General features: G+C 54.8%; 27 protein-coding genes and 1 riboswitch. Of the genes, 4 read left to right on the top strand and 23 right to left on the bottom strand.

Annotated features, from left to right (window positions below; genetic code table 11):
* Positions 1-17: 17 nt before the first annotated feature.
* The 6 genes from ACN085_RS01785 to thiO all read right to left on the bottom strand — a co-directional run bounded on the left by ACN085_RS01785 (position 18) and on the right by thiO (position 5,675).
* The gene (locus ACN085_RS01785) at positions 18-788 is read right to left on the bottom strand and encodes a type 1 glutamine amidotransferase (protein WP_419110386.1); all 771 of its coding nucleotides are present in this window, start codon (positions 786-788) and stop codon (positions 18-20) included.
* A complete protein-coding gene (locus ACN085_RS01780) occupies positions 785-2,086 on the bottom strand; it encodes a MurT ligase domain-containing protein (protein ID WP_419099803.1) in 1,302 nt (433 codons plus the stop codon). Before ACN085_RS01780 ends, ACN085_RS01785 begins: the two co-directional genes overlap by 4 nt.
* Before the next feature lie 60 nt (positions 2,087-2,146).
* The gene (locus ACN085_RS01775) at positions 2,147-3,328 is read right to left on the bottom strand and encodes a ThiF family adenylyltransferase (RefSeq protein WP_419110385.1); all 1,182 of its coding nucleotides are present in this window, start codon (positions 3,326-3,328) and stop codon (positions 2,147-2,149) included.
* A gap of 9 nt (positions 3,329-3,337) precedes the next feature.
* Entirely contained in the window at positions 3,338-4,153 is an 816-nt protein-coding gene (locus tag ACN085_RS01770; RefSeq protein ID WP_419110384.1) for a thiazole synthase, read from the bottom strand.
* Positions 4,154-4,157: 4 nt separating this feature from the next.
* Positions 4,158-4,379 carry a sulfur carrier protein ThiS gene (thiS, locus tag ACN085_RS01765; RefSeq protein ID WP_419104547.1) on the bottom strand — a complete coding sequence of 74 codons (222 nt, stop codon included), beginning with the start codon at positions 4,377-4,379 and terminating at the stop codon, positions 4,158-4,160.
* Between the two features lie 51 nt (positions 4,380-4,430).
* On the bottom strand, positions 4,431-5,675 hold the full coding sequence (gene thiO, locus ACN085_RS01760; protein ID WP_419110383.1) for a glycine oxidase ThiO: 1,245 nt from the start codon (positions 5,673-5,675) through the stop codon (positions 4,431-4,433).
* A riboswitch (TPP riboswitch) is annotated at positions 5,668-5,782 on the bottom strand. It overlaps the preceding gene by 8 nt.
* A gap of 58 nt (positions 5,783-5,840) precedes the next feature.
* Between thiO and thiE the strand changes: the two genes are divergently transcribed.
* Together thiE and ACN085_RS01750 are read left to right on the top strand one after the other, a co-directional pair.
* Positions 5,841-6,539 carry a thiamine phosphate synthase gene (thiE, locus tag ACN085_RS01755; RefSeq protein WP_419110382.1) on the top strand — a complete coding sequence of 233 codons (699 nt, stop codon included), beginning with the start codon at positions 5,841-5,843 and terminating at the stop codon, positions 6,537-6,539.
* Between the two features lie 47 nt (positions 6,540-6,586).
* Entirely contained in the window at positions 6,587-7,573 is a 987-nt protein-coding gene (locus ACN085_RS01750) for a hypothetical protein (RefSeq protein ID WP_419110381.1), read from the top strand.
* 39 nt (positions 7,574-7,612) lie between these two features.
* Here the strand turns inward: ACN085_RS01750 and ACN085_RS01745 are convergent, their stop codons facing one another.
* The 13 genes from ACN085_RS01745 to ACN085_RS01685 form a co-directional block, all read right to left on the bottom strand.
* Positions 7,613-8,170 (bottom strand): HIT family protein, encoded by a 558-nt coding sequence (locus ACN085_RS01745; protein ID WP_419099620.1) that lies wholly within the window; start codon positions 8,168-8,170, stop codon positions 7,613-7,615.
* Positions 8,171-8,251: 81 nt separating this feature from the next.
* The gene (locus ACN085_RS01740) at positions 8,252-9,343 is read right to left on the bottom strand and encodes an NADH:flavin oxidoreductase/NADH oxidase (RefSeq protein ID WP_419110380.1); all 1,092 of its coding nucleotides are present in this window, start codon (positions 9,341-9,343) and stop codon (positions 8,252-8,254) included.
* A 137-nt stretch (positions 9,344-9,480) separates the two neighbouring features.
* Positions 9,481-10,806, bottom strand: coding sequence for a carboxylesterase family protein (locus ACN085_RS01735; RefSeq protein ID WP_419110379.1), 1,326 nt, complete (start codon positions 10,804-10,806; stop codon positions 9,481-9,483).
* A gap of 133 nt (positions 10,807-10,939) precedes the next feature.
* The gene (locus tag ACN085_RS01730; protein WP_419110378.1) at positions 10,940-11,677 is read right to left on the bottom strand and encodes a hypothetical protein; all 738 of its coding nucleotides are present in this window, start codon (positions 11,675-11,677) and stop codon (positions 10,940-10,942) included.
* Between the two features lie 211 nt (positions 11,678-11,888).
* Positions 11,889-12,578, bottom strand: coding sequence for a DUF6318 family protein (locus tag ACN085_RS01725; protein WP_419099615.1), 690 nt, complete (start codon positions 12,576-12,578; stop codon positions 11,889-11,891).
* Between the two features lie 315 nt (positions 12,579-12,893).
* The gene (locus ACN085_RS01720; RefSeq protein WP_419110377.1) at positions 12,894-13,472 is read right to left on the bottom strand and encodes a DUF6318 family protein; all 579 of its coding nucleotides are present in this window, start codon (positions 13,470-13,472) and stop codon (positions 12,894-12,896) included.
* 123 nt (positions 13,473-13,595) lie between these two features.
* Complete coding sequence (locus ACN085_RS01715) at positions 13,596-14,279, bottom strand: DUF6318 family protein (protein WP_419110376.1); 684 nt, start codon at positions 14,277-14,279, stop codon at positions 13,596-13,598.
* A gap of 746 nt (positions 14,280-15,025) precedes the next feature.
* The gene (locus ACN085_RS01710) at positions 15,026-17,098 is read right to left on the bottom strand and encodes an AIPR family protein (RefSeq protein WP_419110375.1); all 2,073 of its coding nucleotides are present in this window, start codon (positions 17,096-17,098) and stop codon (positions 15,026-15,028) included.
* Positions 17,099-17,241: 143 nt separating this feature from the next.
* On the bottom strand, positions 17,242-19,254 hold the full coding sequence (gene thrS / locus ACN085_RS01705; protein WP_419110374.1) for a threonine--tRNA ligase: 2,013 nt from the start codon (positions 19,252-19,254) through the stop codon (positions 17,242-17,244).
* A gap of 89 nt (positions 19,255-19,343) precedes the next feature.
* A complete protein-coding gene (locus tag ACN085_RS01700) occupies positions 19,344-20,564 on the bottom strand; it encodes a DUF1648 domain-containing protein (protein WP_419110373.1) in 1,221 nt (406 codons plus the stop codon).
* On the bottom strand, positions 20,557-20,958 hold the full coding sequence (locus tag ACN085_RS01695; RefSeq protein WP_419110372.1) for a GntR family transcriptional regulator: 402 nt from the start codon (positions 20,956-20,958) through the stop codon (positions 20,557-20,559). Before ACN085_RS01695 ends, ACN085_RS01700 begins: the two co-directional genes overlap by 8 nt.
* 87 nt (positions 20,959-21,045) lie before the next feature.
* On the bottom strand, positions 21,046-21,720 hold the full coding sequence (locus tag ACN085_RS01690) for a TenA family protein (RefSeq protein ID WP_419110371.1): 675 nt from the start codon (positions 21,718-21,720) through the stop codon (positions 21,046-21,048).
* 51 nt (positions 21,721-21,771) lie between these two features.
* Positions 21,772-22,641, bottom strand: a complete 870-nt coding sequence (locus ACN085_RS01685) for a DNA-methyltransferase (protein WP_419099802.1) — start codon at positions 22,639-22,641, stop codon at positions 21,772-21,774.
* A 167-nt stretch (positions 22,642-22,808) separates the two neighbouring features.
* Here ACN085_RS01685 and ACN085_RS01680 point away from each other — a divergent pair, with 167 nt between their 5' ends.
* Positions 22,809-23,114 (top strand): ArsR/SmtB family transcription factor, encoded by a 306-nt coding sequence (locus ACN085_RS01680; protein ID WP_419105298.1) that lies wholly within the window; start codon positions 22,809-22,811, stop codon positions 23,112-23,114.
* Positions 23,115-23,134: 20 nt separating this feature from the next.
* Here ACN085_RS01680 and ACN085_RS01675 read toward each other — a convergent pair whose 3' ends face one another.
* Both ACN085_RS01675 and ACN085_RS01670 read right to left on the bottom strand, forming a co-directional pair.
* On the bottom strand, positions 23,135-23,272 hold the full coding sequence (locus ACN085_RS01675; RefSeq protein ID WP_419099607.1) for a hypothetical protein: 138 nt from the start codon (positions 23,270-23,272) through the stop codon (positions 23,135-23,137).
* A 12-nt stretch (positions 23,273-23,284) separates the two neighbouring features.
* Positions 23,285-23,422, bottom strand: coding sequence for a hypothetical protein (locus ACN085_RS01670; RefSeq protein WP_419099606.1), 138 nt, complete (start codon positions 23,420-23,422; stop codon positions 23,285-23,287).
* Between the two features lie 196 nt (positions 23,423-23,618).
* Here ACN085_RS01670 and ACN085_RS01665 point away from each other — a divergent pair, with 196 nt between their 5' ends.
* Positions 23,619-24,125, top strand: coding sequence for a GNAT family N-acetyltransferase (locus ACN085_RS01665; RefSeq protein ID WP_419099605.1), 507 nt, complete (start codon positions 23,619-23,621; stop codon positions 24,123-24,125).
* Between the two features lie 18 nt (positions 24,126-24,143).
* On the opposite strand, the gene ACN085_RS01660 is transcribed toward ACN085_RS01665, so the two are convergent.
* Complete coding sequence (locus tag ACN085_RS01660) at positions 24,144-25,049, bottom strand: SOS response-associated peptidase (protein ID WP_419110370.1); 906 nt, start codon at positions 25,047-25,049, stop codon at positions 24,144-24,146.
* Complete coding sequence (locus tag ACN085_RS01655; protein WP_419110369.1) at positions 25,028-25,696, bottom strand: lipoate--protein ligase family protein; 669 nt, start codon at positions 25,694-25,696, stop codon at positions 25,028-25,030. Before ACN085_RS01655 ends, ACN085_RS01660 begins: the two co-directional genes overlap by 22 nt.
* Positions 25,697-25,722 lie beyond the last annotated feature (26 nt).

Raw genomic sequence — 25,722 nt, 5'->3', positions numbered from 1 at the left:
GTTTAGCCCCCGAGCCCTTAACGAGGGCGAGCAATCGCGGAGGCTCGAGCCTGCTCAATCAGGCTATCGTCAATGTCTACCGGTACGAATTCACCGTATTTTTTGAGCGCGGCCTGCTTGATTAAGAAATCCGAGATAGCGGGGTTCTTAGGCAGGAGGGAGCCGTGCAGATAGGTTCCCACTACGTTATGGACACGAGCGCCCTCCCCTGTATCGGACTTGTTGTTGCCGTCTCCCTTGGTAACGGTAGCCAGTGGTTTGGTATCACCGTTCAGGTAGGTCAGACCCGAGTGATTCTCAAAGCCAACAAGGATTCCGAACTCAGCTGATTCCTCGACAATATTTCCGATCAGGCGTTCCTCACTGCCCACGGTGTGAGCATCGAAGACACCGATACCCTGTAGCCTCTGACCGCTGACAGTTTTAAAGTCTTGACCGAAAAGCTGATAGAGCCCGCAAATGACCAGCATGGGGGTGCCATCAGCCGCGAGCTGGCGCAGAGTCTCAGCACGGACCAGCAAATCGTCCTGGATACGGGACTGGCCTGAGTCCTGCCCGCCACCACCTAGGAAGATGTCGCCGTCCTTAGGGAACGGGTCACCGGGATTGTAGTCCACAACTTCAACGGAGAAACCGTGGGCCTTGGCACGCCGAGACAGAGACAGAGTATTACCCCAGTCACCGTAGATGTTCATGTCACGCGGGTAGAGCTGAACAATCTTCAGGTGTTTTTCACCTGCTAGATCAGCAGAGGCTTCGTGGCCGGGCTGGTTCTGGAGCTGGCTCATGAAATGGCCTCCACATCGGTAATCTTGGCTAGTTCTTTTCGGATCGCCAGCATGGCGGTGTAAGTGCAGAAGATGCGCATGGGGCGGCCCTGGGACCGAGTAATGAAGGTAGCCAGTGCCTGCTCCAGGTCTTCGTTAACAGCTTCTACAGGAACCTCATCATGTTCAAGGCGCAGGGCCATATCGTAGGCCCGCACGCCTGAAACCATGCTGACCCCACCATTTATCAGTGAGTGGAAGTCGACGTCCCAGAGCCAGGACACATCGCGCCCATCGGCGTAGGCATCGTTAATGGTGATCATGGTTGAGTAGTCCCGGGCGTCGGCCGAGGCCAGTGATAGGCGGAAGCCGCTGGGGTTCTTGACCAGTAGAAGCTGGAGGGTTTGGCCCTTAACGGTCAGGGTTTCACCGCGACCAAAGGCAGGGGTGATATGTTCAAGCTCAGCCAGTAGCTGATCGGTCTTGAGCTTCTCCCCCATCACTGCGCGGGTCAGCGCTATAGCGGCGGCAGCGTTAAAGATGTTGTAGACACCGTAGAGGTTGATAGTGCCCTGCACTTCCTGACCGTCAAGGTCAAAGGTTGCCTGGGTACCCTTAAAGTCTTTGAGAGTGACCGCGGCTGCGGGCCTTTGAGGCCGGCTAACCACCTGAGCCTTACCGTCCGGGCCAAGACGCATCTGATCATCTGAGGGGAAGAGCACACGGAGCTTATCGGAAAGACCGAAGTAGCTGGTCTTGGTGCCTTCAAGCAGGTTCTCTGCTAGGGAGAGGATGCGCGGGTCTTCGCGGTTGAGAACTACAGTGCCGGTGGTAGCGCCCGCAACGCTGGCCAGCATGCGGCGGGTGGTATCGATTTCACCAAAGCGGTCAAGCTGGTCGCGCAGAACATTCAGCAAGAGCGAGTAGCGGGGCTTGACCATGCGCACAAAGTGAACGGCGTGAGCCTCATCAAGTTCAAGAACAGCGATGTCGGCATCAAGCTTGCCGGTCAGGCTCATCTCACCTAGCAGGGCCGCAGCAACACCGCGCACAAAGTTAGACCCGGTCCGGTTGGTGAAAACTTTTAGACCCTGAGACTCCAGCAGTTGGACCACCATCTTGGTGGTGGTGGTTTTGCCGTTGGTGCCCGAGACAACAACGACGCCGTGCGGAAGTTTAGCGAGTTCTTGGGCCACAAAATTTGGGTGGAGCTTTTCCATGACCAGGCCGGGGAAAGCTGAACCGCCCCCGCGTAACTTAGTTGCATAACGAATGCCTTGGCCAACAAGGCGTACTACAGGTCGTGACATGCTCTCTATCTTACTGGTTTGCTCCACGCTAGCCAGCCAGGCCCACGCCCACCGCCTTTCCTGCTGGTTTTAGAAAGGTTTCCAACCCCCGGTCAGTGAGTAGATCTTTTGGTTCGGGGTGCTAGCGAGAATAGCTTGGACCGCACGAGCTGACCGGCTACCGGCGGCACAGTAAACCACAAGCGGCAGCTCTGAGGGGTTCTCCATAAGTTCGCCCAGTGTGCTGCCCTTGCTCAGCTCTGCTAGAAGCTGGTCAAGAGGCAGATGCTGATCGTGTTCGTAGTGGCCGCCCCGGCGTTCGTCCGGACTGCGAACATCAAGTAGCTGGTAACGCTCCCGGTTCAGCCGCAGGTCCTCGTAGCTGATGGAGGGTACCTGCTGGCTATCCTGCTCACTCGAATAGCGCTGAATCTCTGCGAGCGCCGTCTTGAGGTTTCGGGTGGGTTGGCGGTTGGGGTCGGGGGTGATGGTCAGGGTTCTGGTGGTTGCTGTTCGTGCGTCGAAGAGCCAGAGTGTGCCCAGTAGTGGTTGGGGTAGGCCGGTGATGAGTTTGATGGCTTCGGTGGCCATGATGGAGCCGACTGTTCCGCAGAGGGATCCGAGTACTCCGCCTTCGGCGCAGGTGGGGACGGATTGGGGGTGGGGCATGTCGGGGTAGAGGTCGCGCAGGCTCCAGCCTTGTCTTGGGTGGCTGTTGAGGTAGCGGGGTGCGGACCAGAAGACGGTGGCTTGGGCTGTGTATTGGGAGAGGGTGCCCCAGATGAGGGGTTTGCCGAGTATTTCGCAGGTGTCAGCTACCAGGTAGCGGGTGGCGAAGTTGTCTGAGCCGTCGATGATGAGGTCGTAGGAGGCGAGCAGGTTTTCGATGTTGTGGGGTGTGAGGTAGAAGGGGTGGGCTGTGGCCTTGATGGAGGGGTTGAGGGCTTGGACTTGTTCGACGGCGGATATGGCTTTGTTTTTTCCGGCGTTTTGCCAGCGGTGGATGATTTGGCGTTGGAGGTTGGATTCTTCGATGGTGTCTCCGTCGATGATGTCCAGGTGGCCTATTCCTGCGGCGGCGAGGTAGAGGGCCAGTGGTGAGCCGAGCCCTCCTGCTCCGATGATCAGGACGCGGGCGGCGGCGAGGCGGCCTTGGCCGGTTTCTCCGATGCCGGGCAGGCTGGTGTGCCGTGCACCGATACGGGCTTGGATTTCGCTCAGGTGCGGGAGGGGTTCAACCAGCGGTGCTAGGGGTGGTAGTTCTTGACTCATGCTTTGCCTTTAGCTCTGGTGGGTGAGGTCCTGGGCGGTGGGGATGCCCTGTAAGATGCGCCCTTGCATGGGTGATGAGGCTTGGGCGTGGTGTCGTTTGGGGATGCGGCCGGCCTGCCGTGCCAGGTAGCCGGCTTGGACGGCGTGGCGCATGGCCTGTGCCATGGCGACTGGGTCTTGGGCGCGGGTGACTGCTGAGGCCAGCAGGACGGCGCTGCATCCGAGTTCCATGGCGAGCGCGGCTTCTGAGGCTGTGCCGATTCCGGCATCGAGGATGACGGGTAGCTCGGTCTGCTCTGCGATCATTTGGATGTTGTGGGGGTTGAGGATTCCTAGGCCGGTGCCGATGGGTGCGCCTAGGGGCATGATGGCGCTTGCGCCGGCGCGTTCGAGTTGGCGTGCCACGATGGGGTCATCGTTGGTGTAGGCGAAGACGGTGAAGCCGCGTGAGGCGAGCTGTTCGGTGGCCTCGAGTAGTTCGAGGGTGTCGGGGAGCAGGGTGGTTTCGTCGGCTATGACTTCGAGTTTGACCCAGTTGGTTTCGAGTGCTTCTCTGCCGAGTTCTGCGGTGAGGGTGGCGTCTTTGGCGGTGTAGCAGCCGGCTGTGTTGGGCAGGATTTTGATGCCCTTGCGTTGGATGATGGAGAAGAGTGATTCGCTGGTGGTGGGTGTGTAGCGGCGTAGGGCTACGGTGGTGAGTTCGGTGCCCGATGCGGTGAGGGCTTCTTCTAGGTTGGTCAGGGAGGTGATTCCGCCTGTTCCCATGATGAGCCGGGAGTTGAGTCTTACTCCGTCGATGATGAGCTGGTCCTTGATGCCGGTCATGGTACTAGCCTCCTTGGACTGCGGTGATGACTTCGAGTGTGTCGCCCTCGGCTAGCGGTGTGTCTTGCCAGGTGCTTCGGGGTATGACGGTTTGGTTGCGGGCTATGGCGATTCCTCGGCGGGTGTCTTCTTGGGCTAGTGAGCTGCCGTGGAGGTGTTCGACGGCGGTGAGCACGGTTGCTGTTTCGGGGAGGGTGGTGGGTTGGCCGTTGAGCAGGATGTTCATGGGTGTGCCTTTCGGTTTGAGGGCAGGGGCGGGTTTAGCAGAGTGTCAGGGTTAGAGGGTATCGGGTTGAGCGAACCTGTAGGGGTTGCAGGTAGCTAGGTCTGCCAGGTCTTGTTCTGTGGTCTGGCCGGTGAGCTGGCGGGTGATGAGTTGGGCGGCCCAGGGGGCCAGGAGGATTCCGTGGCGGAAGAAGCCGGTGGCTAGCAGAGCGCCGGTGATTGGCTGGCCCCGGTGGGTGAGCTGGCCGATGAGGGGGATGTCATCGGGGGTTCCCGGTCGGGCGCGCGCTGTGGCCTCGTGTATTTCGAGTTCGCTCAGGGCGGGCACGAGTTCGTGGGCGTCGCGCAGGAGCTGGTAGATTCCGCCTGCGCTCAGTCCGGTTTGCTGGTCTTCTCGCATGGTGGCTCCTAGGACCAGGGTGTTGTCCTTGCGCGGAACCAGGTAGACGGGGTTGCCCCGGACAACCCCTCGGATGGTCCGGGTGAGGAAGGGCCGTTGGTGGGGCGGGACCGTTAGGCGCAGAATATCGCCGTGGACGGGCCTCAGCGGCAGACTTTCTAGCGAGTCCGGGCCGTGCAGTTGGGTTGCGGCAAGCCCGTTGGCAACTACCACTTGGGTGCTGGCCATGCTCCCTTGGTTCCCATCGGCATCAACCCAGCTCACACCGGTAACCGTACCGTCTTCTAGGGTGATGCCCTGCGCACTTGCACGAATAACCCTTCCCGCAAGCTCTTGGTCAAGGGCACGCATCAGGCGGCGTGGGTCTATCTGGTGGTCTTGGGCTATGGAAACGGCTCCGGCTAGCGAGGGGCTGAGGACGGGTTCACGGCGGCGAGCAGCTCGGGCTCCGATGGGCTCTGGTGTGAGCCCCAGTTCTTGCTGGTAGGTGGCAAGTTCAGTCAGGTGCTGGGCATCGGCCCGGTCAAAGGCCAGCACAAGGGTTTCGGTGGGCCTCCACCCGACGCTCTGGCCGCTAGTGGCCTCTAACCTTGCGACAAATTCGGGGTAGAGCTGGGCGGAGGTACGCATCAGCGGGAGCAGGGCCTCTTGGCGGTACTGCACTTCTGAGATAGAGGCCAGCATTCCGGCGGCGGCAAAGGAGGCACCGCTACCCCGGTGCGGGTCTAACACAATGGGTTGCCGTCCGGCCTGGAGCAAATGCCAGGCTGTACTGAGCCCGATGACTCCCCCACCGATAAGGACGATGTCGGCCTGCTTGGGTGGTGTCGCTTCAGGGTCTTGCCCCGAAGAACCTATCCTTGGTTCCTTCTGGCAGTTGAGCAGGGTACTGGACATGGTGAACAGATCCTTCCGGCGGCATGACCCGCATCAAGTTGACGGTCGGCTTTCGCCCTCTCAGCGCGCTTTGGGCACAGGTGCCGCGCGCTCCCGTATGTTCTGCCCCTAGTATAGGAAGTAACAGTGTCTGAAAAAAATAGATACGTGACTCGGGAGGTAAAAATGCCCCAAAAGAATTTTGTTAACGTCACAGAGCCGTCATATACGCGCGCTCAAGGCCTTGAATTACTGGCCGCGGCTCAGCTCTACCTGTGCACTGATGCGCGCACCGAGCAGGGGGACCTCACAGAATTTTTGACCAAGGCTTTTGACGGGGGCGTGGATATTATCCAACTGCGCGATAAGACCCTGCCGGTCAATGAAGAACTTGAAGCACTCGCGCTACTAAAAGAGATTGCCCACCGGGCGGGCAAACTTTTTGCAGTCAATGACCGGGCCGATATTGCCGCACTGGTAGGGGCAGATATTTTCCACATGGGCCAGACCGATCTGACACCCAATCAGGCCCGTAGTTTGCTAGGCCCCGATGTGATCTTGGGCCTATCAACGCACACACCGGCCCAGGGTCTAGCAGCTTTTAGTCACCCCGACGTTGACTACTTCGCCTGCGGCCCGGTCTGGGAAACTCCCACCAAGCCCGGCCGTCCGGCCGCTGGCCTAGACTACATCAGCTACATCGCCGCCCAGCAACCGCGCAAACCCTGGTTTGCTATTGGCTCTATCAACCAGGAAAGCCTGCCGCAGGTGGTACAGGCAGGAGCCAGCCGGATCGTCGTGGTTCGCGCCCTCATCCAGAGTTCCGATGTTTCTCAGGCCGCTCACCAGCTCCGCCTGAGCCTGCCTCCACTACTCGGGGCATAAGATAACCTGGTAATTCAGCAAGCAGGCAAGGGAAAAGGGGCTTTTCGGTGTACGGTCTTCTCGATGATGTTCTGGGGCACGATTTTGTGTGGCGAGATATCACCTGGCGGGAGCGCGCCCCGGTTCTGACAGTTGAACCTCTCCAAGCCGGTGAGCCAGCGGGGCAGGTTCATACCCTACCTATCACTCCGGGAGCCTTCCTAGGGGTTCGGGTTCTCCAGCCCGGGGAAGAATCTGCGGGAACCTACTGCACCGGTTATGCCCAAGCCAAGACTGATGGACCTGGTTTTACTCACCTGCCCTGCCCCAGCTCCGCCCTGGTGCCAAAAGGTAAGCAGTGCCCCACTTGTCTGGCCCGCGACGAGTTTGCTCCCATTCACCGGGTGCATTTAGGGGCGCAGATGACCCCGGCAGCGCTGGACTACGTTAACCTAGAGCACTTCCTCTACATTGCGACCTTTCCCGATGCCACCTCAAAGGTCGGTACCGCTTCGCTCCACTCCAATCCGCGCCGTCTGGACGATCAAGCGGTCGCTACAGCCACGATTATTGCCCGCGCGCAGACCGGCATCATTGTGCGCCAGCTAGAAGATTTCGTGTCCCGGGACGCTAACCTGAGCCAGTTTAAACACGCCTCCACCAAGTACCGTTCCTGGGTGAACCCGCTGACCCCCGCAGAGATTAAGTCAGCCCACTATATGGCAGTCGAGGCCGCCACCTGGGCACTTGAAGATGCCGCTGACACTATCAGCGGGTTCCAGCCACTGGCTGAGCCTTGGGTGCCTTCACTGGCTATGGGGCGGGCTTATGCCTCTTTACGGGCAGAAAACCCCGAACCGCTGTATGCTTACCCCTCACTGACCGAGGGTGAGCACGGCTTCTACGTCACCGGCGGTACCGGCAAATTCCTAACAGCCCACACCGGCGACCCGGAAGAAACCTTCTTAGTCAATACCGCCACGCTCTCAAACAAAGCCTGTGCCAGCGTGGGCGGGCTCATTCACCAGGAAAGTAGCGAACCGCGCCTCTTCTAGACTTTTAGCACGATTTTTTTGTCGCACAGTACAGTGCATCTAGTGCCTTGATTGAGCCCAGTGATCGGCCAGCAAGGTACGAATCTCATCCAGGGTTTGGGTAACAGTTTTAGTGCCGGCAACAATCGGCAGAAAATTAGTGTCACCGCTCCAGCGGGGAACAAGATGCTGGTGCAGATGATCGGCAACACCGGCCCCGCCGACCTTACCCTGGTTCATACCAATGTTGAAGCCAGCGGCATTACTGACCGACCGCAATAGGCCCATAGCCTGCTGGGTCAGCGCCGCAATTTCAGCGGTTTCCTGGGGTGTGGCGTCATCGTAGTTAGGAATGTGACGGTAGGGGCACACCAGCAGATGCCCGGGGTTGTAGGGGTAAAGGTTTAGAATGACGAAAGCGTGCTGACCCCTGTGTACGATCAGTGACTGATCATCACTGCGGCCCGGTGCTTCACAAAAGGGGCAGGTCTGTTCGGTGTAGTCCTTCTGACCGCCTTTGACGTAGGCACGGCGGTGGGGCGTCCACAGGCGCTGGAAAGCGTCGGGTACGCCGGGTAGCTCAAAAGAATCGGTGGTGTAATCGGGCGTAGTCGTCACCTTCTCTAGTCTACTGCCCATCTCGAGCAAGTGCAGGAGCCGGAGCACCCAAGAGAGGAAGCTCCGGCTCGCAAAGGTTTGTTAGCGCCGAGTGTTCCAGGCCCGCTGATACTGGGCCGGGTAGTAGTCAATGTCTTCTTTAAGCTCCTGCGCCCACTCCAGTGCGAAGGAGGGGCGACGCAGGGCCTCACGGCCCACCAGCACAATATCGGCCTGTCCAGAGCCCACAATGTATTCAGCCAGACGGGGTGAGTTAATCATGCCAACAGCCGCCACAGGAATCTCGGCCTGCTGCCTAATCTGGTGTGCCAGCGGGGTCTGGTAGCCGGCAAAGACCCTAATCTTAGCCGGATAGTTACCGCCAGCAGACACATCGGCCATGTCAAGGCCATCCTCTTTGAGCCACTGCACCACCTGAACGGTTTCCTCCGGCGTGATACCGCCCTCCACAAACTCACTGGCCGACAGACGCACCAGCAGGGGCATAGTCTCTGGGATGCGTGAACGCATAAGCCGGACTACCCTGCGGATAAACCGTGCACGGTTCTCCAGGCTACCGCCGTAGTCATCGGTACGCTCGTTGGACAGGGGCGAGAGGAACTGGGTCAGCAGGTAGCCGTGGGCGCCGTGGATTTCAATAAAGTCAAAGCCAGCGGCAAGGGCGCGCTCAGCGGCGGCCCCAAAGGCCTCAACCAGTTCCTCAATCTTCTCCAGGCTCAGCGCCTGGGGTTGATCATAGCCCGGGTAGGCAATAGCTGAAGGGGCAAGGGTTTGCCAGCCTCCTTCTTGGGGGCTAAGCGTCCCCTTGTGACCGCCACGAGCCGCAATCTCACCGGCTGTTGAGGCTTTGCGCCCCGCATGGCCAATCTGGATACCGGCCTTAGCGCCCGCTGCCTGGATAGCCTGCACCACCGGTTTGAAGGCCTCGGTGTGCTGATCGCTCCACAGGCCCAGGCAGTTGGGGCTAATACGCCCCTGGGGCTCAATATCGGTCATTTCAACAATGACGGCCCCGGCACCGCCGCGTGCCAGCGCAGAATAGTGGCCGACATGGTAGGCGGTGGCAAGCCCGTCGCCTTCGGTCACAGAGTACTGGCACATGGGCGGCACCCAGAGCCGGTTACGGGTGCTCATAGAGCCAAGAGTGAAAGTTTCATACAGTGGGGAAACCAAAACTTTTCCACTTCCTTTACAAAGTTAGGTAGGTACAGAGCCAACTCTATCTAACCGAATGAACCTCTTGAATGAGCAAAACCGCAAACGCCCCTTAGCTGAGAAATATTGACTTTTAAGACCTGGCTAAAGCTAATCTAGGCAAGACTAATTCGCGCCGCATCGGCATACTTTGCGGGCACTGAGCCGGTTCGTGCCAAGCTAGCCCAGACAGCGCGCAGGGCCCGCCCCTGTTGAGTACGGGTTGATGGCCCCGCACCTGCTCGGAGCGCTGAGCCTTCCCAGGCCGGATTGTCGAAGAGCAAGCTAAGATCTGAGCTGTGGGTTGAGCGCCGGTAGTGCCAGCCCAAGCCAGTTTCCAGCGAATATACAGTCGCTTGCCCACCGGCCCGCCTGTATTTGTCGGCAAAGTTCCGGCTGGCCCGAGTGTAGATCCGCCCGGTGAGCCAACGGGTCAGAGGCTCGCCCCAGGCAAAGAGGAAGTTCCCCAGCGCGGTGGGGAACTCAGGAGTCAGCCCGGCCGCCTCCCTGGGCATGTTGCCCACCAACAGCGGTACCCTAGCCCCTAGCTGTGCCAGTTGGACGGGTTCTTCTTCCTCTGCCGGTAGTGGGTAAGCACCAAACTGACACCCCAGGGGCAGGAAACCGGACCAGCCAAAACGTAGGGGGTTGGCGAAGAAGTAGCGGCCGCCCTGATGCGCCCAGACCTGGGCGGGCGCTCGCCTATCTAAATGCTCGGTGGCCGCCAGTAGGTAGTCAGTCAGCTTTTGCTTGCCGTAGCCCAAGTCCAAGGGTGCGCTCTGGATGATAGCCCTGTGGATGAGGTTCTCTTCCGCCACCTTGGGGGTAGCTAGGAGGCGGGCAACTAGGTCTCCGCCAGCGGATTGTCCCCAGGCTGTGACACATTCCGGGTCACCGCCAAACCTCTCAATATTTCCTTTGACCCAGAGCAGGGCCGTCAGGGCATCCAGTAGCCCCAGGTTGGCGGGGCGGCCCGGGGTCCCACCCAAAAACCCCAGTAGACCTAGCCGATAGGTGACCGTAACGACTACCAGGTTCTGCTCTGCAACCAGCTTGTGGGGGTCATAGGCGGGGGCGTCTCCCCCACCGGTCAGGTAGGAACCCCCGTGGAAGAAGACCATCACGGGTAGTTTTGTGCCCTCTGCGTGAGCAGGGGTCATGATGCTGAGCTTTAAACAGTCTTCGGCGAAACTGGTGGGCTGGCCGATGTCCGGCCCGGCAGGCCCTGTGGGTTGAGGGCATCCGGGGGCGGGGGTCTTGGCCCTGAAGTTGGGAGTCAGGGTTTCTAAGGGGGTGAGTTGGGGGTAGCTAAATCTCTTTGCCTCGGCGTAGGGAATTCCCATGTAGTAGTTGGTACCGTTCCGGGTTTCAGGGTTGGGCAGCGGGCCTGAGCTTGGCCCGTGTACGGTGGAAGCCGACTGTTGCTGGCGTTGTGTATCCATGTTCTTATGGTAGGACACCTAGAGGGCTATGCTAGGTGGCGGGCCTGCGGGGGCTACTGGGTCAGTACGATACGCCGAGTCGAGGCCCCTAGCACCAGCAAGACCCACGTTTCTTGGATTTGGGTGTTGTGATTTAGTGCCCTGGGCAACCCCAGCCGCTAGGGTTAGTGGCGCAATCATCTGCGACGAGTCCAGCTTTGACCCGCCACACCCGAATCAGCTGGGGCTGGCTGCTTGCTTGGCCGGTGCCCTCAATAACCTGCCAGGGACCTCCGGCTACGCTGAATTCGCCCCGGTAGTAGGTGGTGACGCTGTAGTTGAAGTCGCCCGGCTCTGCGTATTTGTGGCTGGTGGGGGTTTCTTGGTCCCAGATGTCTTCGCCTAGCTGGTAGCCGGGGTTGGTGGTCTTGAGAGTTTGGCCGTCACCGTAGGTGAAGGTGTAAGAGATGGGGATAGCACGCACTTGGACAGGTAGGCCGCCCATTTCAATGTCGAAGGTTTGTTCTTGGGGTGTAGCCCAGAAGTTGGTGTTGTAGTTTTTGAGGGTGTGGGGTGCACGTTCTTGGTGGGCTTCTGAGGGCAGGATGCCGAGGTTTTGGAAGTCTTCGGTGGTGACGATGATCGGTTCTGGGGCGGTGACGATCTGGCCGTCGGGTAGGGTGTATTCGATGGGGTCTGCGGCTTGTCCGTCTGGTGTTTTGGGTAGGCAGAGGTAGGTTTGCCCGAATTTGCCTTGCTGGACGCCAGCAACGTCGGGTGGGGCCAGCACCAGATTGCGGGAAGCGTCAGGACTGCTACAGGGGACGTGTACGGGAGAAGACTTCGAGGCACCCAGTGAATTAGAGGAATAACGGTATACATCTTCATCCACTTGCCTAGGCACTGGTTGAATTGTATTTTTATTGTCAGCAAATCTATCGGGATAGCCTGGAGGTAAATCTTTAAATTTCTGATTACTCCATACTTTGATTGTCGAGTTATCAATGGTTCCTTCGACGGCAAAGCAAGAGTTATTCAATGTGACCAGGCTCAATAGCGGAATTGTTACTATAACCCGCAGGCTCTTAAAAGTTTTTGTCAATTTACTGCCCTTCTACTACTTCAACCCCTTTAAGAGTCCAGAACCCTTTTTCAAACTTCGCGATAAAATAAATTCCTTGGCCACGAGTGTGAGACCAGTCCACTAAATCGCCAGGGCCGTCCAGCTGGACTCTCATATCCTCGATATTTAGGTTCCCACCCCAGGTGTAAATTCCATCCCCTTGGGCAACTAGCAGGCCCTCTCCAACGATTGCTTCTCGTCGGCCACCTTCAATCCACCCCTTTCGGTTGTAGATTTCATTGGACCAAATATAAAACTCTCGTTCGCTGGTATATTCATCAGAGACAAGGGGCTCAGCATATGAAAAGTCACCGGTCTGAATCCCATAATTCACACAGTCGTTCCAGTAACCGACGAATTTAAAGAGTCCATCCTCTGACTCAACGTTCATGCCCTCCGGCTTAACCGGCTTGGGTACATTTTGTGCAGGCCCCTGCTTATCAGCTGGGCGATATTCACCTTCTGGCGCCTTAGACCCGCCTGAGTAATGCTCGGCTACGTCACCGGATTCTGCTGGGGTCCCCGTGACGCTGGTTGAAGATACGGCACTGCTGGAAGGTGTTGACGGCTCAGGAATAGATCCAGTTTTCTGCTCCCCACAGCCAGTAAAAGTTAGTGCTGCTAGAGCCACTAGGGTGATGGGTGTTGCGAGAGTTTTGCGGCTTACCATGCTGGTTCTCCTGGGTGACGTGGGGCGATGGGCTGTTACACCGTTTCTACCACTGTAGAAGTGCCCAGGCAAGCAGGTAATGCTGGCACTGTGTAAAACCCTGTTTTGTGTCAACTTGTTACAGTTTTTGAGAACAAATGAATCATTGAAAACAAGCGACGCTGTTCAGCTGGGGCGGGCATAGTTCCTCATTTGGCGAATTCAGTCAGCGATAGAGGCCCGGGAAAAAATATTATGGCGAGCCACAGATATCTTTTTATCTATTACCAGATGGAGTGCTGGAAAGAAATAATATGCAGGCAAAAAAATTGAGGCTTAAGATGGAAACGCCTCAGCAAAAGCAACTATATCCATTACCCATTTTTCGTCTTTATAAGTAGCTTGAAAGTAGACGCTCCTGCCCCGGGTTTGCGAACCATCAACTATTGTTCCAGGCTCATTGAGATATGCCTGCATGTCTTCGACGTTGAGATTACCAATCCATCTATAAACCCCATTACCCTGTTCCGCTAACGCATCTTTGTTTAGAACTACTTCACGCCTGCCACCGACTACCCAGCCACCGCGAGCATATACTTCTTCTGCCCACACATATAACTCTAAATCAGCCGTATAGTCCTGAGACACCAAAGGCTCAGCGTACGAAAAGTCACCAGTCTGGATCCCATAATTTACGCAGTCATTCCAATACAGAATGAACTTTTCCAAGCCCTCCGCTGTTTCTTCGTTCATTCCTTCGGGTCTCACCGGCTTCGGCACATTCTGCGCAGGGCCACGTTCATCTGCTGGCTGGTAACCATTTTCAGGACTAGGGGCATTCCCTAGGGTCACTGAAGCTGAACCAACTACAGCAGAAGGTGCTGATTCTGCTCGTGGTTGGGCCTGACTATTCATACCGCAACCCGCACAAAGCATGCCGCTAATAACGAGTACGACAGCACTCTTCGCGCATAAATAGCAAGTCTTATAACCGCGATTCATAATATTCACCACCAATGTTTAAATTCTGACCTAAAGTTATTTAGCTACTTCAATACCGCTTAGTCTCCATGAACTATTATTGAAATTTACTTCAAAATAGATTCTTTGCCCCCTTGTATGGGACCAATCGATAGTATCTCCTGGGCCGTCAAGCTGCACCCTCATATCCTCAATATCAAGATTTCCTGCCCACTTATAAGAAACAGCATCATGAGCGACCGGAGAGCTATCTAAAACAATAGCTGTGCGTAAACCTCCTTCGATCCATCCGTCACGGTTATATATTTCATTCGCCCAGATATATAGCTCATGTTCGCTCTGATAAGTTTCAGCTACAAGCGGCTCTGCATATGAAAAATCACCGGTCTGGATTCCATAATTTACGCAGTCATTCCAATACAGAATGAACTTCTCCAACCCCTCAGCTGTTTCTTCATTCATCCCTTCGGGCTGCACCGGCTTCGGCACATTCTGCGCAGGCCCTTGCTCATCAGCAGGCCGATACTCCCCCTCAGGAGCCTTAGACCCACCTGAGTAATGCTCGGTTGCATCCCCAGACTCCGGGACAGTCGCTGAGCCACTCATAGAAGAGGCCGCGCTACTAGAAGATGATGATGGCTCAGGAAAAGACCCGGCATTCCGCTCCCCGCACCCAGAAAAAATTAGCACCGCCAGAACAGGCAAAGTAATCGAGATCGCAAGATTTTTTCGAGGTTTCATAAGCTACTCATATGTGACTTGGGGCGATGAATAGTTACACAGTTTCTACCACTGTAGAAGTGCACAGGCAAGCAGGTAGCCACGGGGCTGTGCAAAACCCTGTTTTGTGTCAGCTTGTTACTGCTTGAGAGCACATCCATGGCGTAATTAGGGCCTTTCGATGTCCGGGAAAGAGCCTGTGCAAAGTGCTATATAAGCTGCGAATTCTTGGCCCAAAATAGCAAGGTGCATCCACTCGGTTTTGTCGAGGCACATTGCTATTTTAGGCTGTGCGCCGGGGCATCATGTCGCTAGATGATCTAGCTTATGAGCCTTCGTGCGGTGTTATGGGTGAAGGGCGGATACCGAGCTATTTCTGACGGTCGCTGATATAGCTTTACATCTGAGCCATAACATTGCCCGCCGCATAAGGCCCTTTGATGTGAGCCAAAGAGAGAATGTGGTGAGCAGAGTACACCTTTCGATTAGCCTTAGAAACTACCCTTTGCACAGGGTTCAGGTGACGGCGAACGAGGTCAGGCTCGGCAAATTTAATACCGATTCGATTCCTGCGATTCATAATCTCTATAAATAGTTATCCCACCACAAAGGATGACGAGTATTTCTTGACGAATAGACGAAAAGCTAGGAAAATTCCAGCAAAATCTTTCCTCAAATTAAACCAGGCCTTAATATTTTATCTATTAATATACCCAATAAGGGCGAAGCACTTAAGGCTTCGCCCTTAAAATTTGAACTATAGTTACTTATCGATTATTGCGAATTTTATTAATTTCAAGAATAACTTTTTCAATAGCGCTTTGTTGTGTCAATGTAATATCATCAGTCAAACCAAATAGCTGAATATTTTCATAATCAGTTTTTTTGAGTGAGACATTCAGCCCAGCATTCTTCAGATCATGAAAATGTTTTTCATAATCAAAGTCATCAATGGTCTTACTTGTAACACCCAGATTTAGACTCCAATCCCCCTGAACCTTATTATACCTCAAGAATCCCACACGTGAATCCATGTAAATAACAGACCACTGAGAAAGTTCTTTTTGCCTCTTATACTTCAGATTCAAAATTTGAGTTTCTGTAATAAGTTTCTCTACAGGCCTTACTAAATCGGATGGGGCATTTTCAGATTTAATAAACCCGCTACGTTCAGAAGAGATGCTGTCGTCAGACAAACTTGAATAATTATCAACAATAAATTGCAGAAATTCTTTTTGATAAAGTTTTCGTGAATTTGACAGAGATTCTTCTTTTTTATAAGAATTAATAGCATTCTCAAGCTTAATAATCTTACTCCTGATTGATCCCGACTGCTGGTTTGGGCCCAGTGTAAGCGCTAGGATATAGAATACTTTCTGCTGGCTTTTTTTGATTGAAAGTTTTTTTACAGGATCAGATTTATATTCATCAAGTATCGAAAAATATGTCTTCGCATAGCTGACAATACTTCCACCAGTCAAGTCACTATTAAAAATTGAGTCGTAATAGTCTGTAAATAGCTTTCTTTTTGCGTTTGAAACCGCATAAGGGTACCCCTTTATTGAATAGATAATCTGAGCCATAGTTTCTTTCGATAAAGATCCATTCCCACGCTTCGACGATATCTCACCTCTTTTTCGAATATAATTAATATTCTCAGAGGATAATAACTCTTCTATGGAGCGCTGTATCTTATCGATAGATTTCAAGTCAGCATCATTAATTTTTGATTGACTATTCGTATATTCAGCAACTTGATACTTCATTTCTCCAGATGCCAGCAATACCCTAACAAGAACTTGTGCTTCTCGCAAGTTACTTAGTTTTTCGTTGCCATCGAGGTATCGGTAAATTGTTTTTAGCGTCTGTCCCCCATTTACAACCTGAACACCCTCGAGGATAAGCTTATCCTGGTTTCTCATTTCTTTGAGCTCAGCGCGATCAACTACAATTGTTATACCATTATTAAAATAGAAAAAATACTCAGGGTCACTTGAGAGAACCTTCAACATATTCTTATTAAATTGATTTTTCGGCCCAAGGTAGCCTCGCACATTGTCAAATAAAATATTTGATGCTATTGATATATCAATATCAGATTCAATAATATTGACATCATTTGTATTCTCTCTCAACATAGGATCGTTACATGTAATTCTAATAATTTCATCTAAGTGAATCGATGCTAAATATGAAAGTTTTGAAGACATCGGCGAAATAGAGTGTTTGAGAACCGACCCTTTCGGAAGATTTACTTGGGCATCTATCTTTTCACCTGAATCATATATATAAGATGCTAAGTCATTCAAAAAATGAGTTGTTATTGTAACATCATTCGACTGTTCAAGGTCCTTTAAATCTCGTTCTTGCTTTTCTCTCTCAAGTAATTTCTTCTCACGAAATTCGGGGGAAATTCTTTCCCGATGAGCATTTGTGATAAAATTTATCTGAATATCATAGCTATCATTGGACATCAGCTCCATAATCTGATTTCCTAGCTCTTCAGATTTATTGGGGTCCACAAAGTCACTACCATTTCTCAGGTGGTGTGCAAAAGCTATAGTATTTTTTATTGCATTTATTGGAACAGATCCATGTTTTGATTTTGTAACATGTTTTAAATTAAAAATGTGTACGACCTTTGATTCTTCATCGACCCAAAGAGCGTCCACACCCTTATCATCGAATTGTTCGCAATCAAGTACATTTTTATTAAACTCCCCATCAGTGATAAATTCTAAAAGCTCTTCAGGATTATCGATATCAATAAACTGAGACAGTGAAAGGAAGTAAAATCCAAACTCGGCTTTTTTGTCATCCGGGAGTTTCTTATCGGACACAATATTAAAATATTTAATACTTTCATTTCGTACTGTGCGAAAGTTTATACTATCTACCATAGTTCCTCCAAATACTTACAAACAGGCCCATACCTAATGGTATGGGCCACTCTTCTATATTCACTTATATTACGTATGGTGTGTTATGCCTCAGTTGTACCCTTGGGATCCTCATTCACTCGGCCCTCAATGTGCTCCACAATGCGCTTCACAGCTTCATCAACGGGTACGCCGTTTTCTTGGGAGCCGTCGCGGAAGCGGAAGGAGACGGCGCCGTTCTCGGCGTCCTCTCCCCCGGCAATCAGAATGAAGGGAGCCTTCTGCTTAGAGGCCGTGCGGATCTTCTTGGGGAACCGGTCAGTACCGTAATCCACCTCAACGCGTACACCGGCCGCCTGTAGTTTAGCGGCAACCTGGCCCATGTAATCGTTGAAAGCCTCAGCAACCGGCACACCAATGACCTGAACCGGGGCCAGCCAGGCCGGGAAAGCACCGGCATACTGCTCAATGAGTACACCCAAGAAACGCTCAAAAGCACCAAACTTTGCACAGTGAATCATGACAGGCTCCTGGCGGGTACCGTCCGATGCCTGGTATTCCAGCCCAAAACGCTTAGGCTGGTTGAAGTCGTACTGCACGGTAGACATCTGCCAGGTACGGCCAATAGCGTCCTTAGCCTGAACAGAAATCTTGGGGCCATAGAAGGCGGCACCACCGGGGTCAGCAACCAGCTCTAGGCCGGTCTCTGCTGCAACCTGTTCCAGTACAGCGGTGGCTTCTTCCCACTGCTCATCGGTGCCGATGAACTTGTCCTTCTTATCGCCCTCGGTGTCGCGGGTGGACAGTTCCAGGTAGAAGTCGGTCATGCCGAAATCTTCCAGCAGGGACAGCATGAACTTGAGCAGGTGGCGGATTTCATCCGGTGCCTGCTCCTTGGTCACATAGGAGTGGGAGTCGTCCTGGGTAATCATGCGCACGCGGGTCAGCCCCTGGAGCACGCCGGACTTCTCATCGCGGTAGACGGTGCCAAATTCAAAGAGACGCAGGGGTAGCTCACGGTAGGAGCGGCCACGAGAACGGAAAATCTCGTTGTGCATGGGGCAGTTCATGGCCTTAAGGCGGTAGGCCTGCCCCTCGTCCTCCATTGCGGGGAACATGCCGTCTGCGTAGTAGGGTAGGTGGCCGGAGGTGTAGAAGAGGTCTTCCTTGGATATATGCGGGGTCTTGACGTACTGGAAGCCCTCCTCAATGTGGCGGGTGCGGACGTAGTTTTCCATCTCGCGCAGGATGACGCCGCCCTTGGGGTGGAAGACGGGCAGGCCGGGGCCGATAGTCTTGGGGAAGGAGAAGAGGTCCAGTTCTTCGCCCAGGCGGCGGTGGTCACGGCGCTCAGCCTCAGCAATGCGGTCCTTGTAGGCCACCAGTTCTTCTTTGGTGGGCCAGGCGGTGCCGTAGATGCGCTGGAGCATGGGGTTCTTTTCAGAACCGCGCCAGTAGGCGCCACCGGCACGCATGAGCGCATAACCGTTAGCAATCAGCTTGGTGTTGGGCAGGTGGGGGCCGCGGCAGAGGTCCTTCCAGACCGTTTCACCCTTCTTGTTGACGTTGTCGTAGATGCTGATTTGACCAGCGCCTACCTCAACGGAGGCACCCTCGGCGGCATCGGCACCGGAGCCGGGCCCCTGGGAAAGGGTCAGCAGTTCCAGCTTGTAGGGCTCGTTTGCCATCTCCGCTTCGGCCTCAGCCTGGGTGACCACACGGCGGCGGAAGGTCTGGCCGCTCTTAATAATCTTCACCATGTTCTTCTCGATCTTCTTCAGATCTTCGGGGGTGAAGGGTTCTTCAACGTCAAAGTCAAAGTAGAAACCGTCGGTGATGTAGGGGCCAATACCCAGCTTGGCGTCCTTGCGGTATTCCTGCACCGCCTGCGCCATGACGTGTGCGGCTGAGTGGCGGAGCACGTTCAGGCCGTCTTCCTCATGGATACTGACAGGTTCAAGGGTGCAACCGTCGGTCAGTTCAGTGGAGAGGTCTACCAGGGTGCCGTCGATACGGGCAACGACAATCTCGGGGTTCTCGGCGAACAGGTCGGCTGCGGTGGTGCCTGCTTCAACGGTGTGAGCGGCGCCGGCTAGGGTGATGGAAAGGGATGACAAGGAGTCTCCTAAAGGGTAGTGCCCACCCCTACAACGGGTGAGCTAAAGTGTACATCTGCACGGTACGAGGGTGCAGAACAGTATCAAGTCTACCCTGCCAGCAGGAAGGGCAGCAGAATGCTGGAGACCACAATGACCAGAAAAATGATGCCAAAGACCCAGCTTGCCGGGTGCGCCCAGTTGGGTGAGTAGCCAACACCGATGTGTTTGGGCACCATGATGTTGGGGTTATCCCGGTTGTAGTAGAAAATCCCGTACTTGATGTGGTCGCTTTCGTCGGGCAGTTCTAGTTCGGCGGGGTCCACTGCCCCGGCTTGGGCAAGCGCAAGGACGGCCCTATCGAGCGACCGGGTAGCTTTGACACCGGCCAAGCTGACCAGCAGAGTGGCTCCCAAGACCAGTACTAGGAAGATCCAGAGCTTGGCGGCATGGAACCAACCGGGCAGAGTAATCAGTGCGGAGAGGTCCAGCAGCCCGATACCGAGTGTTAGCGTAAAAGCAAGTAGCCCCAAGGAGCGCAGGGTTTTCTGAGCCGCAACCTTGCTGCGGAGTCCCCGATAGTCTGCGGCACTGACACCAAGGGCATCGCTGAGTAGGTCAAGGTCCTGGGGCGGCTTGGCAGAAAGACCAGCCAGCTTGGCCTCCCCCGGTTTGGCCTGGCCGTTCATCTGGTGGGCCACGAACCAGCCGCACAGCCATACCGTGCCGAGGGTAAAGAGGGCACTGGAAAGAGGCATAAAGACGGCCCACGCCGTTTTAGTCGCCCAGCCGTCGGCTTCACCCGCCGCGTTGAAGTGAACGGGGTAAGGGTCGGGCAGCTGGGGGTAGCGCAGAAAAAGGGCGAGAGCCCACAGGGCTACCAGGAGCAGAGAGGCCACAAACCAGCCGGTTGGCATGCTTAGGGGTGAGCCTTGGCTGACCTTGATGTTAAAGGTCTTTCCGGTTTCTACCCCGGCGTACCACTTGCCCCGTTCCTTAAGGTCTGCAACCACCGTGCGTGCTTGAGCAATAGCGTAAGCCGTTCCGGCCAGCTGTAGAAAAGGGAGCAGGGTGAGAGCCACCAGCCCGTTCAGCTGGCTGAGAACCGCTAAAAGGCTTGCCCCCAAAATAAGCGGTAGAGATGTGGCTACCGTCCAGAGAGTAAAGACCCGGTTTGCCTGCTTGAGCTCCGGTGTGTGGACGTAGCTCAGGGGGATGTTCACCCCGTAGGGCTTGTTGACCGCTGCGAGATTCGGGGTTGTCAGCAGAACGGCCAGCATAAAGAGGCCCGTGATCAGGGTAAGTACGGGCAATGCTAATGCGTTAGACATGGCTAACCTCCTGCTGGGATTCGAGCCAGGTCAGTTGCTGGCGCACAGTGAGAAGAATGGCTTCGGTGTCTCTGCCTTGGGCGCGCCCTAAGGCCAACAGGTGCAGGAGGGCTTCTTCCCAACTACTACTGTCCAGGTCTGTAGCCGTATGGTGCGGGTCGGCGGCGACGGTTGTTTTCCCTCGGTTGTGGCTAACAATCAGGCCTTCTGCCTTAAGCAGGTCGTAGGCTTTGAGCACCGTGGCGGGGTTAATGCTGAGTTCCTGGGCCACGGCTCGCACGGAAAGAAGCTGGTCGCCGTAGGCCAGCTGGCCGGTAGCAATTGCTTGGACCACCGCATCGTGTATCTGCTGGTAGACCGGTAGCGGCGAATTATCCCTAATGGTGATGTTCATGGTCCCCCCTATCTGTATTAGTTTTAATAATACAGATAGGGGGGTGGGGCACAAGACCTCCATGCAGAAATTGCGGGGCAAGCGACCTTAGGAAAGTGCCTTGTACCCCAGTTCAAAGAAGTCATATTCAAGCTGAAGAGCCTTTCTCCACAGCGGCAGCAGGGTCTGAACCTGCTCACCATCAAGAAGTTGGCGCTCCAGCTCCCCTGCCAAGAAGTTCACCCACTCCTTGAAAGAATTGCCACGGTGCAGATCAATCCACCCCCGGTACAGATCATTCTCTGGAAGCTCCCTCTGCAGAGAGCCCCAGTCCAGGTAGAGCCCTTCAGCGATAACCAACATAACCAGGAGCTCCGCGTAGCTACCCTCCCGGCTCACTGAGTACATCAGCTCTTGAAACTGCCTGGTTGTTGCATCCAGTTCAGGCTGCGAATAGTCCGCTTCGGGCACTCCGAACTGCCCGAAGGCCTTCAGGAAGTATGAGTCTTCATCGCTAGCCAGAAAGCCTAGCTGTCGTGAGAAACGGATCTTTGCTTTCATGCTGTCAGCCCGGGCAACGCAAGATCCCAACATGCAGATGAAAGCCTCGAAGAATTGGTAATCCTGAATCAGGTAGCGGCAAAAGACTTTTGGGTCCAAGGTGTCATTGAAGAGTTCATCAACGAACCTGTGCTGGATAGAGGCCTGCCACAGCTCCTGAGTCTCGGTGAGGAATTGTGAAAGGCGGGGGCCTACCCCAAAGGTGTGTTGGTTCTGAGCCATGAATCTGCACTTTCTCTGGGAGACATGGTTGCACCAACAATTATGCTGTTTTTAGACAGCCTTTGGGAGGTTTTGTGAAGCTTTAGCTCGTGATTTCTTAAAGGTGACGTCCAGACCGTCCACAGCTCTCAGGCGCTTGCGCATGACCTTAATGGCCTCGGGGTTCTGGTCAATCATCAGGAATTTACGGCCCAGCTCCGCACAGGCGTGCCCGGTTGTACCGGAGCCACCAAAGAAGTCCAGCACCCAGTCACCCTCGGCACTCGATGCCTGCACTATACGGCGCAGGATACCCAGGGGTTTTTGGGTGGCATAGCCAGTTTTTTCTCTACCGCTGGGTGAGACAATAGTGTGCCACCAAACGTCTGTGGGCAGTTTGCCAATCGCGGCTTTCTCTGCGGTAACCAGCCCGGGCGCCATGTAGGGCTCCCTATCAACAGCCAATGAATTGAAGTAGTAATTTTGGGGGTCTTTGACGTAGACCAGAATATTGTCGTGCTTGGCGGGCCATTTTTTCTTTGACTTAGCACCGTAGTCATAAGCCCAGATAATCTCGTTCAAAAAGCATTCACGGCCAAAGAGCGCATCGAGTACCACCTTGGCGTAGTGCACCTCGCGGTAGTCCAGGTGCAGGTAGAGCGTGCCGCTGGGCTTGAGTAGTCGCCAGGCCTGCATGAGCCGGGGCTCTAGAAACTCCCAGTAGTTCTCAAATGAGTCTGAATAGCCGTAGATATCGCCCTTAATAGTCTCGTAAGTCTGGCCTTTATAGCCGACCCGGGTTCCGCTCTCAGCACGTACGGTTTTGATGCTCTGCCGCTTCTGGGTTTTACCCGTATTAAAGGGCGGGTCGATGTAGATGAGTTGGAAACTCTCTTCGGGCAGGTTTTTGAGCACGGCAAGATTATCGCCGTGAACCACCATGCTGGAACTATCTACTGACCACAAAGAACGTTTTGACACAAGCTATAGGATACCCCACGAGCTTACCTACCCTTAGGGTATCCCCGCCGCCGGGATCCAGCCAGTCTTCCTGATGAGCAGTTTAAAGCCCTTGACTTATAAAAATTTCTTTATATAAAATATCTCTTATGGATACCGCTGAAGAATACCCACTAGAGACCTACCAGCCCTCAGTGGCGCTCTTCTCGGCTCTAGCTCACCCCTTGCGGCTAGCTATGTGCCACCACATTATGGACCAACCCCATACGGTCAGTGAGATTCATAACTGCCTAGGGGTTTCCCAGCCCCTGGCCAGCCACCACCTCAAGCTCCTCAAAGAGGCCCAGGTTATTACTAGCTGGCAAGAGGGCCGCAAAACCTTCTACCAGCTAGCTGATCAACATATCAAACACATCATTCAAGATGTCCAACAACATACAAAGGAACAAAGATGAGCACCCTTAGCCACCGCGAATCAGAAGCCCACGCCCACACCCACGGCCCAGACTGCGGCCACCAGGCTATCATCCACCTGGACCATGTAGATTACCTGCACGATGGTCACGCCCACCGTGAGCACGAGGGCCACTACGATGAATGCAGCACCTGCCAATGCCAGGACTGCTCAGACATCTGCGCCACCTGCGAATGCAGTAACTGCGACTGCCCCACCTGCAACCACCAGAGTTGCCAGTGCGCAGAGTGCAGTGACAGTTGCGCCAACTGCCTCTGCGATAACTGCAGCTGCTCCACCTGCCAGCACGCAGCCTAAAAAGCAAGCAGTCTACGGACCATAGAGCACCTACAGAGAACGCCACAGGCGGCCCCCCGGGAGCCGCAGGATAAAATTATCCTGCGGCTCCCGGTTTACTGAGGATAAGTAGGCAATACCCCCTCAAGACGGTATTCTATAAATCACAAGTACAAAACTTGACATCCCCTGAGGAGGAGAGAAGAAGATGAGCGGAACAATTACCCTGGTATCGCAGACCTCTAAGTCACATAAGCCTCTAACGGTAAACACTCGATGGGCGCAGCCACAGGATGCTCAGGATTTGGCTCGTTTGTACTTTGCCTCCTATGACGAGAACCGCTTTGGTTCCCAGTCAGAAGCTGAGCAAGAAATATCGAGCATCCTGCGCGGTGAGCACGGGGACTTCTATGCTGAAGCCTCCCCCGTCATCCTAGATGACCACGGCAGGATCATCGCCGCTGCGCTCTGCCTCAAAAACCGCATCGTGACCGAGCCCAAAAATATACCGACCATCTACGAGCTGTTCACTGCGGCCTCACGCCGCCGTGAGGGCCTGGCTGAGCAGCTGATTCGCCGGAGCCTGGATCAGATGTTTGCAGACGGCTACCAGCAGGTATCGGTATGTATTAGCGATAATAACGCTGCCGCGCTAGCTCTCTACCTGACCCTGGACTTTAACCGCTGGTTCCCTGAGCCCGAGGATATTATCTAGGCCTCCCGCAGCCTGCCTTTACAATCCGGTCAGTAGGTCCTCAACTGGCTCGATCAGGTAGCTGGCCTTATTGTGCACGTTACCCACGTCCTTACTGACCGGGTGCAGGGTCCAGGCAGAGAGCTGGGCGAAGGCTTCTTGGCGAATTGAGTCTAGCTCGGCTTCCGCGGCCTGTCGATACTGCGCTTTGAGGGCAGAGGTTGAGGGTGCTTGCCCGCCAGCGGGCCGACCTGCCTGCAACCAGCGGGTGAGACTGTCACTGGGGCTGATAGCTTTATCATCGGCGACAGAGAGAGGCACCGGTAGCCGGCTGTGTAGCTTCCCCAGTTCCTCTTCCATGGGGCTGGCATAGGCGGGGCTCCCTCCCACATCAGCCACAATTCCGGTGTCAAACTCACCATTGCCTGGTGAATCCATGGTGATAATGGAGCAGGACAGCAACCAGCTCTTGGCTCGACCCTCAAATACTTGACCGGGACCGGCAAAGTCTTCAGGAATCCGCCACCAGGAATACAGCCCCGCACAATAAATGGGTCTGCGGTCAGAACGGTGCACAAAGTAGGGTGTCTTGGCCTGTTTACCGCCAGCAGTGGTCTCGGTCTTCCATTCGTAGTAGCCGCTCATAGGGATTGCACAGTGCCCGGCTACAGCGGCATCACGGAAGGTGGGCTTAGTAAAAATAGTCTCGCTCCGGGCGTTAAAGGCACGGGAAGACTGCGCCGGGTCTTGAGCCCAGGCAGGTAGCAAACCCCAACGGGCACTGTGCAGTTCGCGCACAAAGCTACCGTTCTCAAGCCTATCGACCAGAATAGGCACGGAGGCTGTGGGTGCAACGTTGTAATTAAGGACTGGTTCAGCTAGCTCAACACCGGCCACATACTGGGGATGTTCCATAGCAAGCTCTAGGGCGTAGCGGCCACACATGAGAACCCCCCCTTTTCGTAGGCGTCAAGGAGGGCATCTTCGACATCATCAACGGTCACTAAAGGCTCAATGTCCTGGACTGCACCGACTGTTGCAGGGTCTAACGGTAGCTCTAAAGCCTGATAAACATCGCGAGTGACCGCGCGCAGGGGTGCTGAATCTTGCACTACTATCCCCGCTGAAAACCACCAGGCACCAGCGACAACCCGCTGAGCTGTTCCAACCAGTTTAACCTTCTTACCGTTGGCCAGCTGACCCCAGACCGAATACTCACCGGGGCAGTACTCCCCCGCTATCTCTCCCAGGCCAGCCTCTACCCCCAGTGTTTCGAGCGCCTGAGCGAGTAAGTCCCCAAACTGCCGGTAGCGCAGGTGGTTGCCACTGACAGCATCCGGGTCGTGCTGAAAATGGTCAATGACCAGGCACCCCCGGTGGTAAGCGGCAGCTCGTCCGCCCACCCGCCGAACAAGGGGTTCAAAACCGTGTGCTTGCGCTAGCTGCGCGGCCTCTTCAAAGCCAGGATTGAGCTGATCCCTACGTCCAAAGGCAAGAGCAGCCGCAGGGCGGTAAAGCCTGATATGTGATTCTTCCTCCCCCCTGCCCACAGCCCTGACGGTTTCTAAAGCACGCTCAATCGTGTTGGCCATCCTCGACCCCTCTCGGCCAGGCCGCC

Origin of the sequence: Rothia sp. P4278 (assembly GCF_048512945.1) — a bacterium.
Taxonomy (GTDB): Bacteria; Actinomycetota; Actinomycetes; order Actinomycetales; family Micrococcaceae; genus Rothia.
Note: the sequence above shows the minus strand (reverse complement) of the source record. Positions and strands in the feature narration are given on the sequence as shown.

Excerpts from the sequence above, each read along its gene's own strand:
- ACN085_RS01785 (WP_419110386.1), bottom strand. The coding sequence starts at position 788 with ATGAGCCAGCTCCAGAACCAGCCCGGCCACGAAGCCTCTGCTGATCTA.
- ACN085_RS01775 (WP_419110385.1), bottom strand. The coding sequence starts at position 3,328 with ATGAGTCAAGAACTACCACCCCTAGCACCGCTGGTTGAACCCCTCCCG.
- ACN085_RS01770 (WP_419110384.1), bottom strand. The coding sequence starts at position 4,153 with ATGACCGGCATCAAGGACCAGCTCATCATCGACGGAGTAAGACTCAAC.
- thiS (WP_419104547.1), bottom strand. The coding sequence starts at position 4,379 with ATGAACATCCTGCTCAACGGCCAACCCACCACCCTCCCCGAAACAGCA.
- thiO (WP_419110383.1), bottom strand. The coding sequence starts at position 5,675 with ATGTCCAGTACCCTGCTCAACTGCCAGAAGGAACCAAGGATAGGTTCT.
- thiE (WP_419110382.1), top strand. The coding sequence starts at position 5,841 with ATGCCCCAAAAGAATTTTGTTAACGTCACAGAGCCGTCATATACGCGC.
- ACN085_RS01735 (WP_419110379.1), bottom strand. The coding sequence starts at position 10,806 with ATGGATACACAACGCCAGCAACAGTCGGCTTCCACCGTACACGGGCCA.
- ACN085_RS01725 (WP_419099615.1), bottom strand. The coding sequence starts at position 12,578 with ATGGTAAGCCGCAAAACTCTCGCAACACCCATCACCCTAGTGGCTCTA.
- ACN085_RS01720 (WP_419110377.1), bottom strand. The coding sequence starts at position 13,472 with ATGAATAGTCAGGCCCAACCACGAGCAGAATCAGCACCTTCTGCTGTA.
- ACN085_RS01715 (WP_419110376.1), bottom strand. The coding sequence starts at position 14,279 with ATGAAACCTCGAAAAAATCTTGCGATCTCGATTACTTTGCCTGTTCTG.
- ACN085_RS01700 (WP_419110373.1), bottom strand. The coding sequence starts at position 20,564 with ATGTCTAACGCATTAGCATTGCCCGTACTTACCCTGATCACGGGCCTC.
- ACN085_RS01695 (WP_419110372.1), bottom strand. The coding sequence starts at position 20,958 with ATGAACATCACCATTAGGGATAATTCGCCGCTACCGGTCTACCAGCAG.
- ACN085_RS01690 (WP_419110371.1), bottom strand. The coding sequence starts at position 21,720 with ATGGCTCAGAACCAACACACCTTTGGGGTAGGCCCCCGCCTTTCACAA.
- ACN085_RS01685 (WP_419099802.1), bottom strand. The coding sequence starts at position 22,641 with ATGGTGGTTCACGGCGATAATCTTGCCGTGCTCAAAAACCTGCCCGAA.
- ACN085_RS01680 (WP_419105298.1), top strand. The coding sequence starts at position 22,809 with ATGGATACCGCTGAAGAATACCCACTAGAGACCTACCAGCCCTCAGTG.
- ACN085_RS01665 (WP_419099605.1), top strand. The coding sequence starts at position 23,619 with ATGAGCGGAACAATTACCCTGGTATCGCAGACCTCTAAGTCACATAAG.
- ACN085_RS01660 (WP_419110370.1), bottom strand. The coding sequence starts at position 25,049 with ATGTGTGGCCGCTACGCCCTAGAGCTTGCTATGGAACATCCCCAGTAT.
- ACN085_RS01655 (WP_419110369.1), bottom strand. The coding sequence starts at position 25,696 with ATGGCCAACACGATTGAGCGTGCTTTAGAAACCGTCAGGGCTGTGGGC.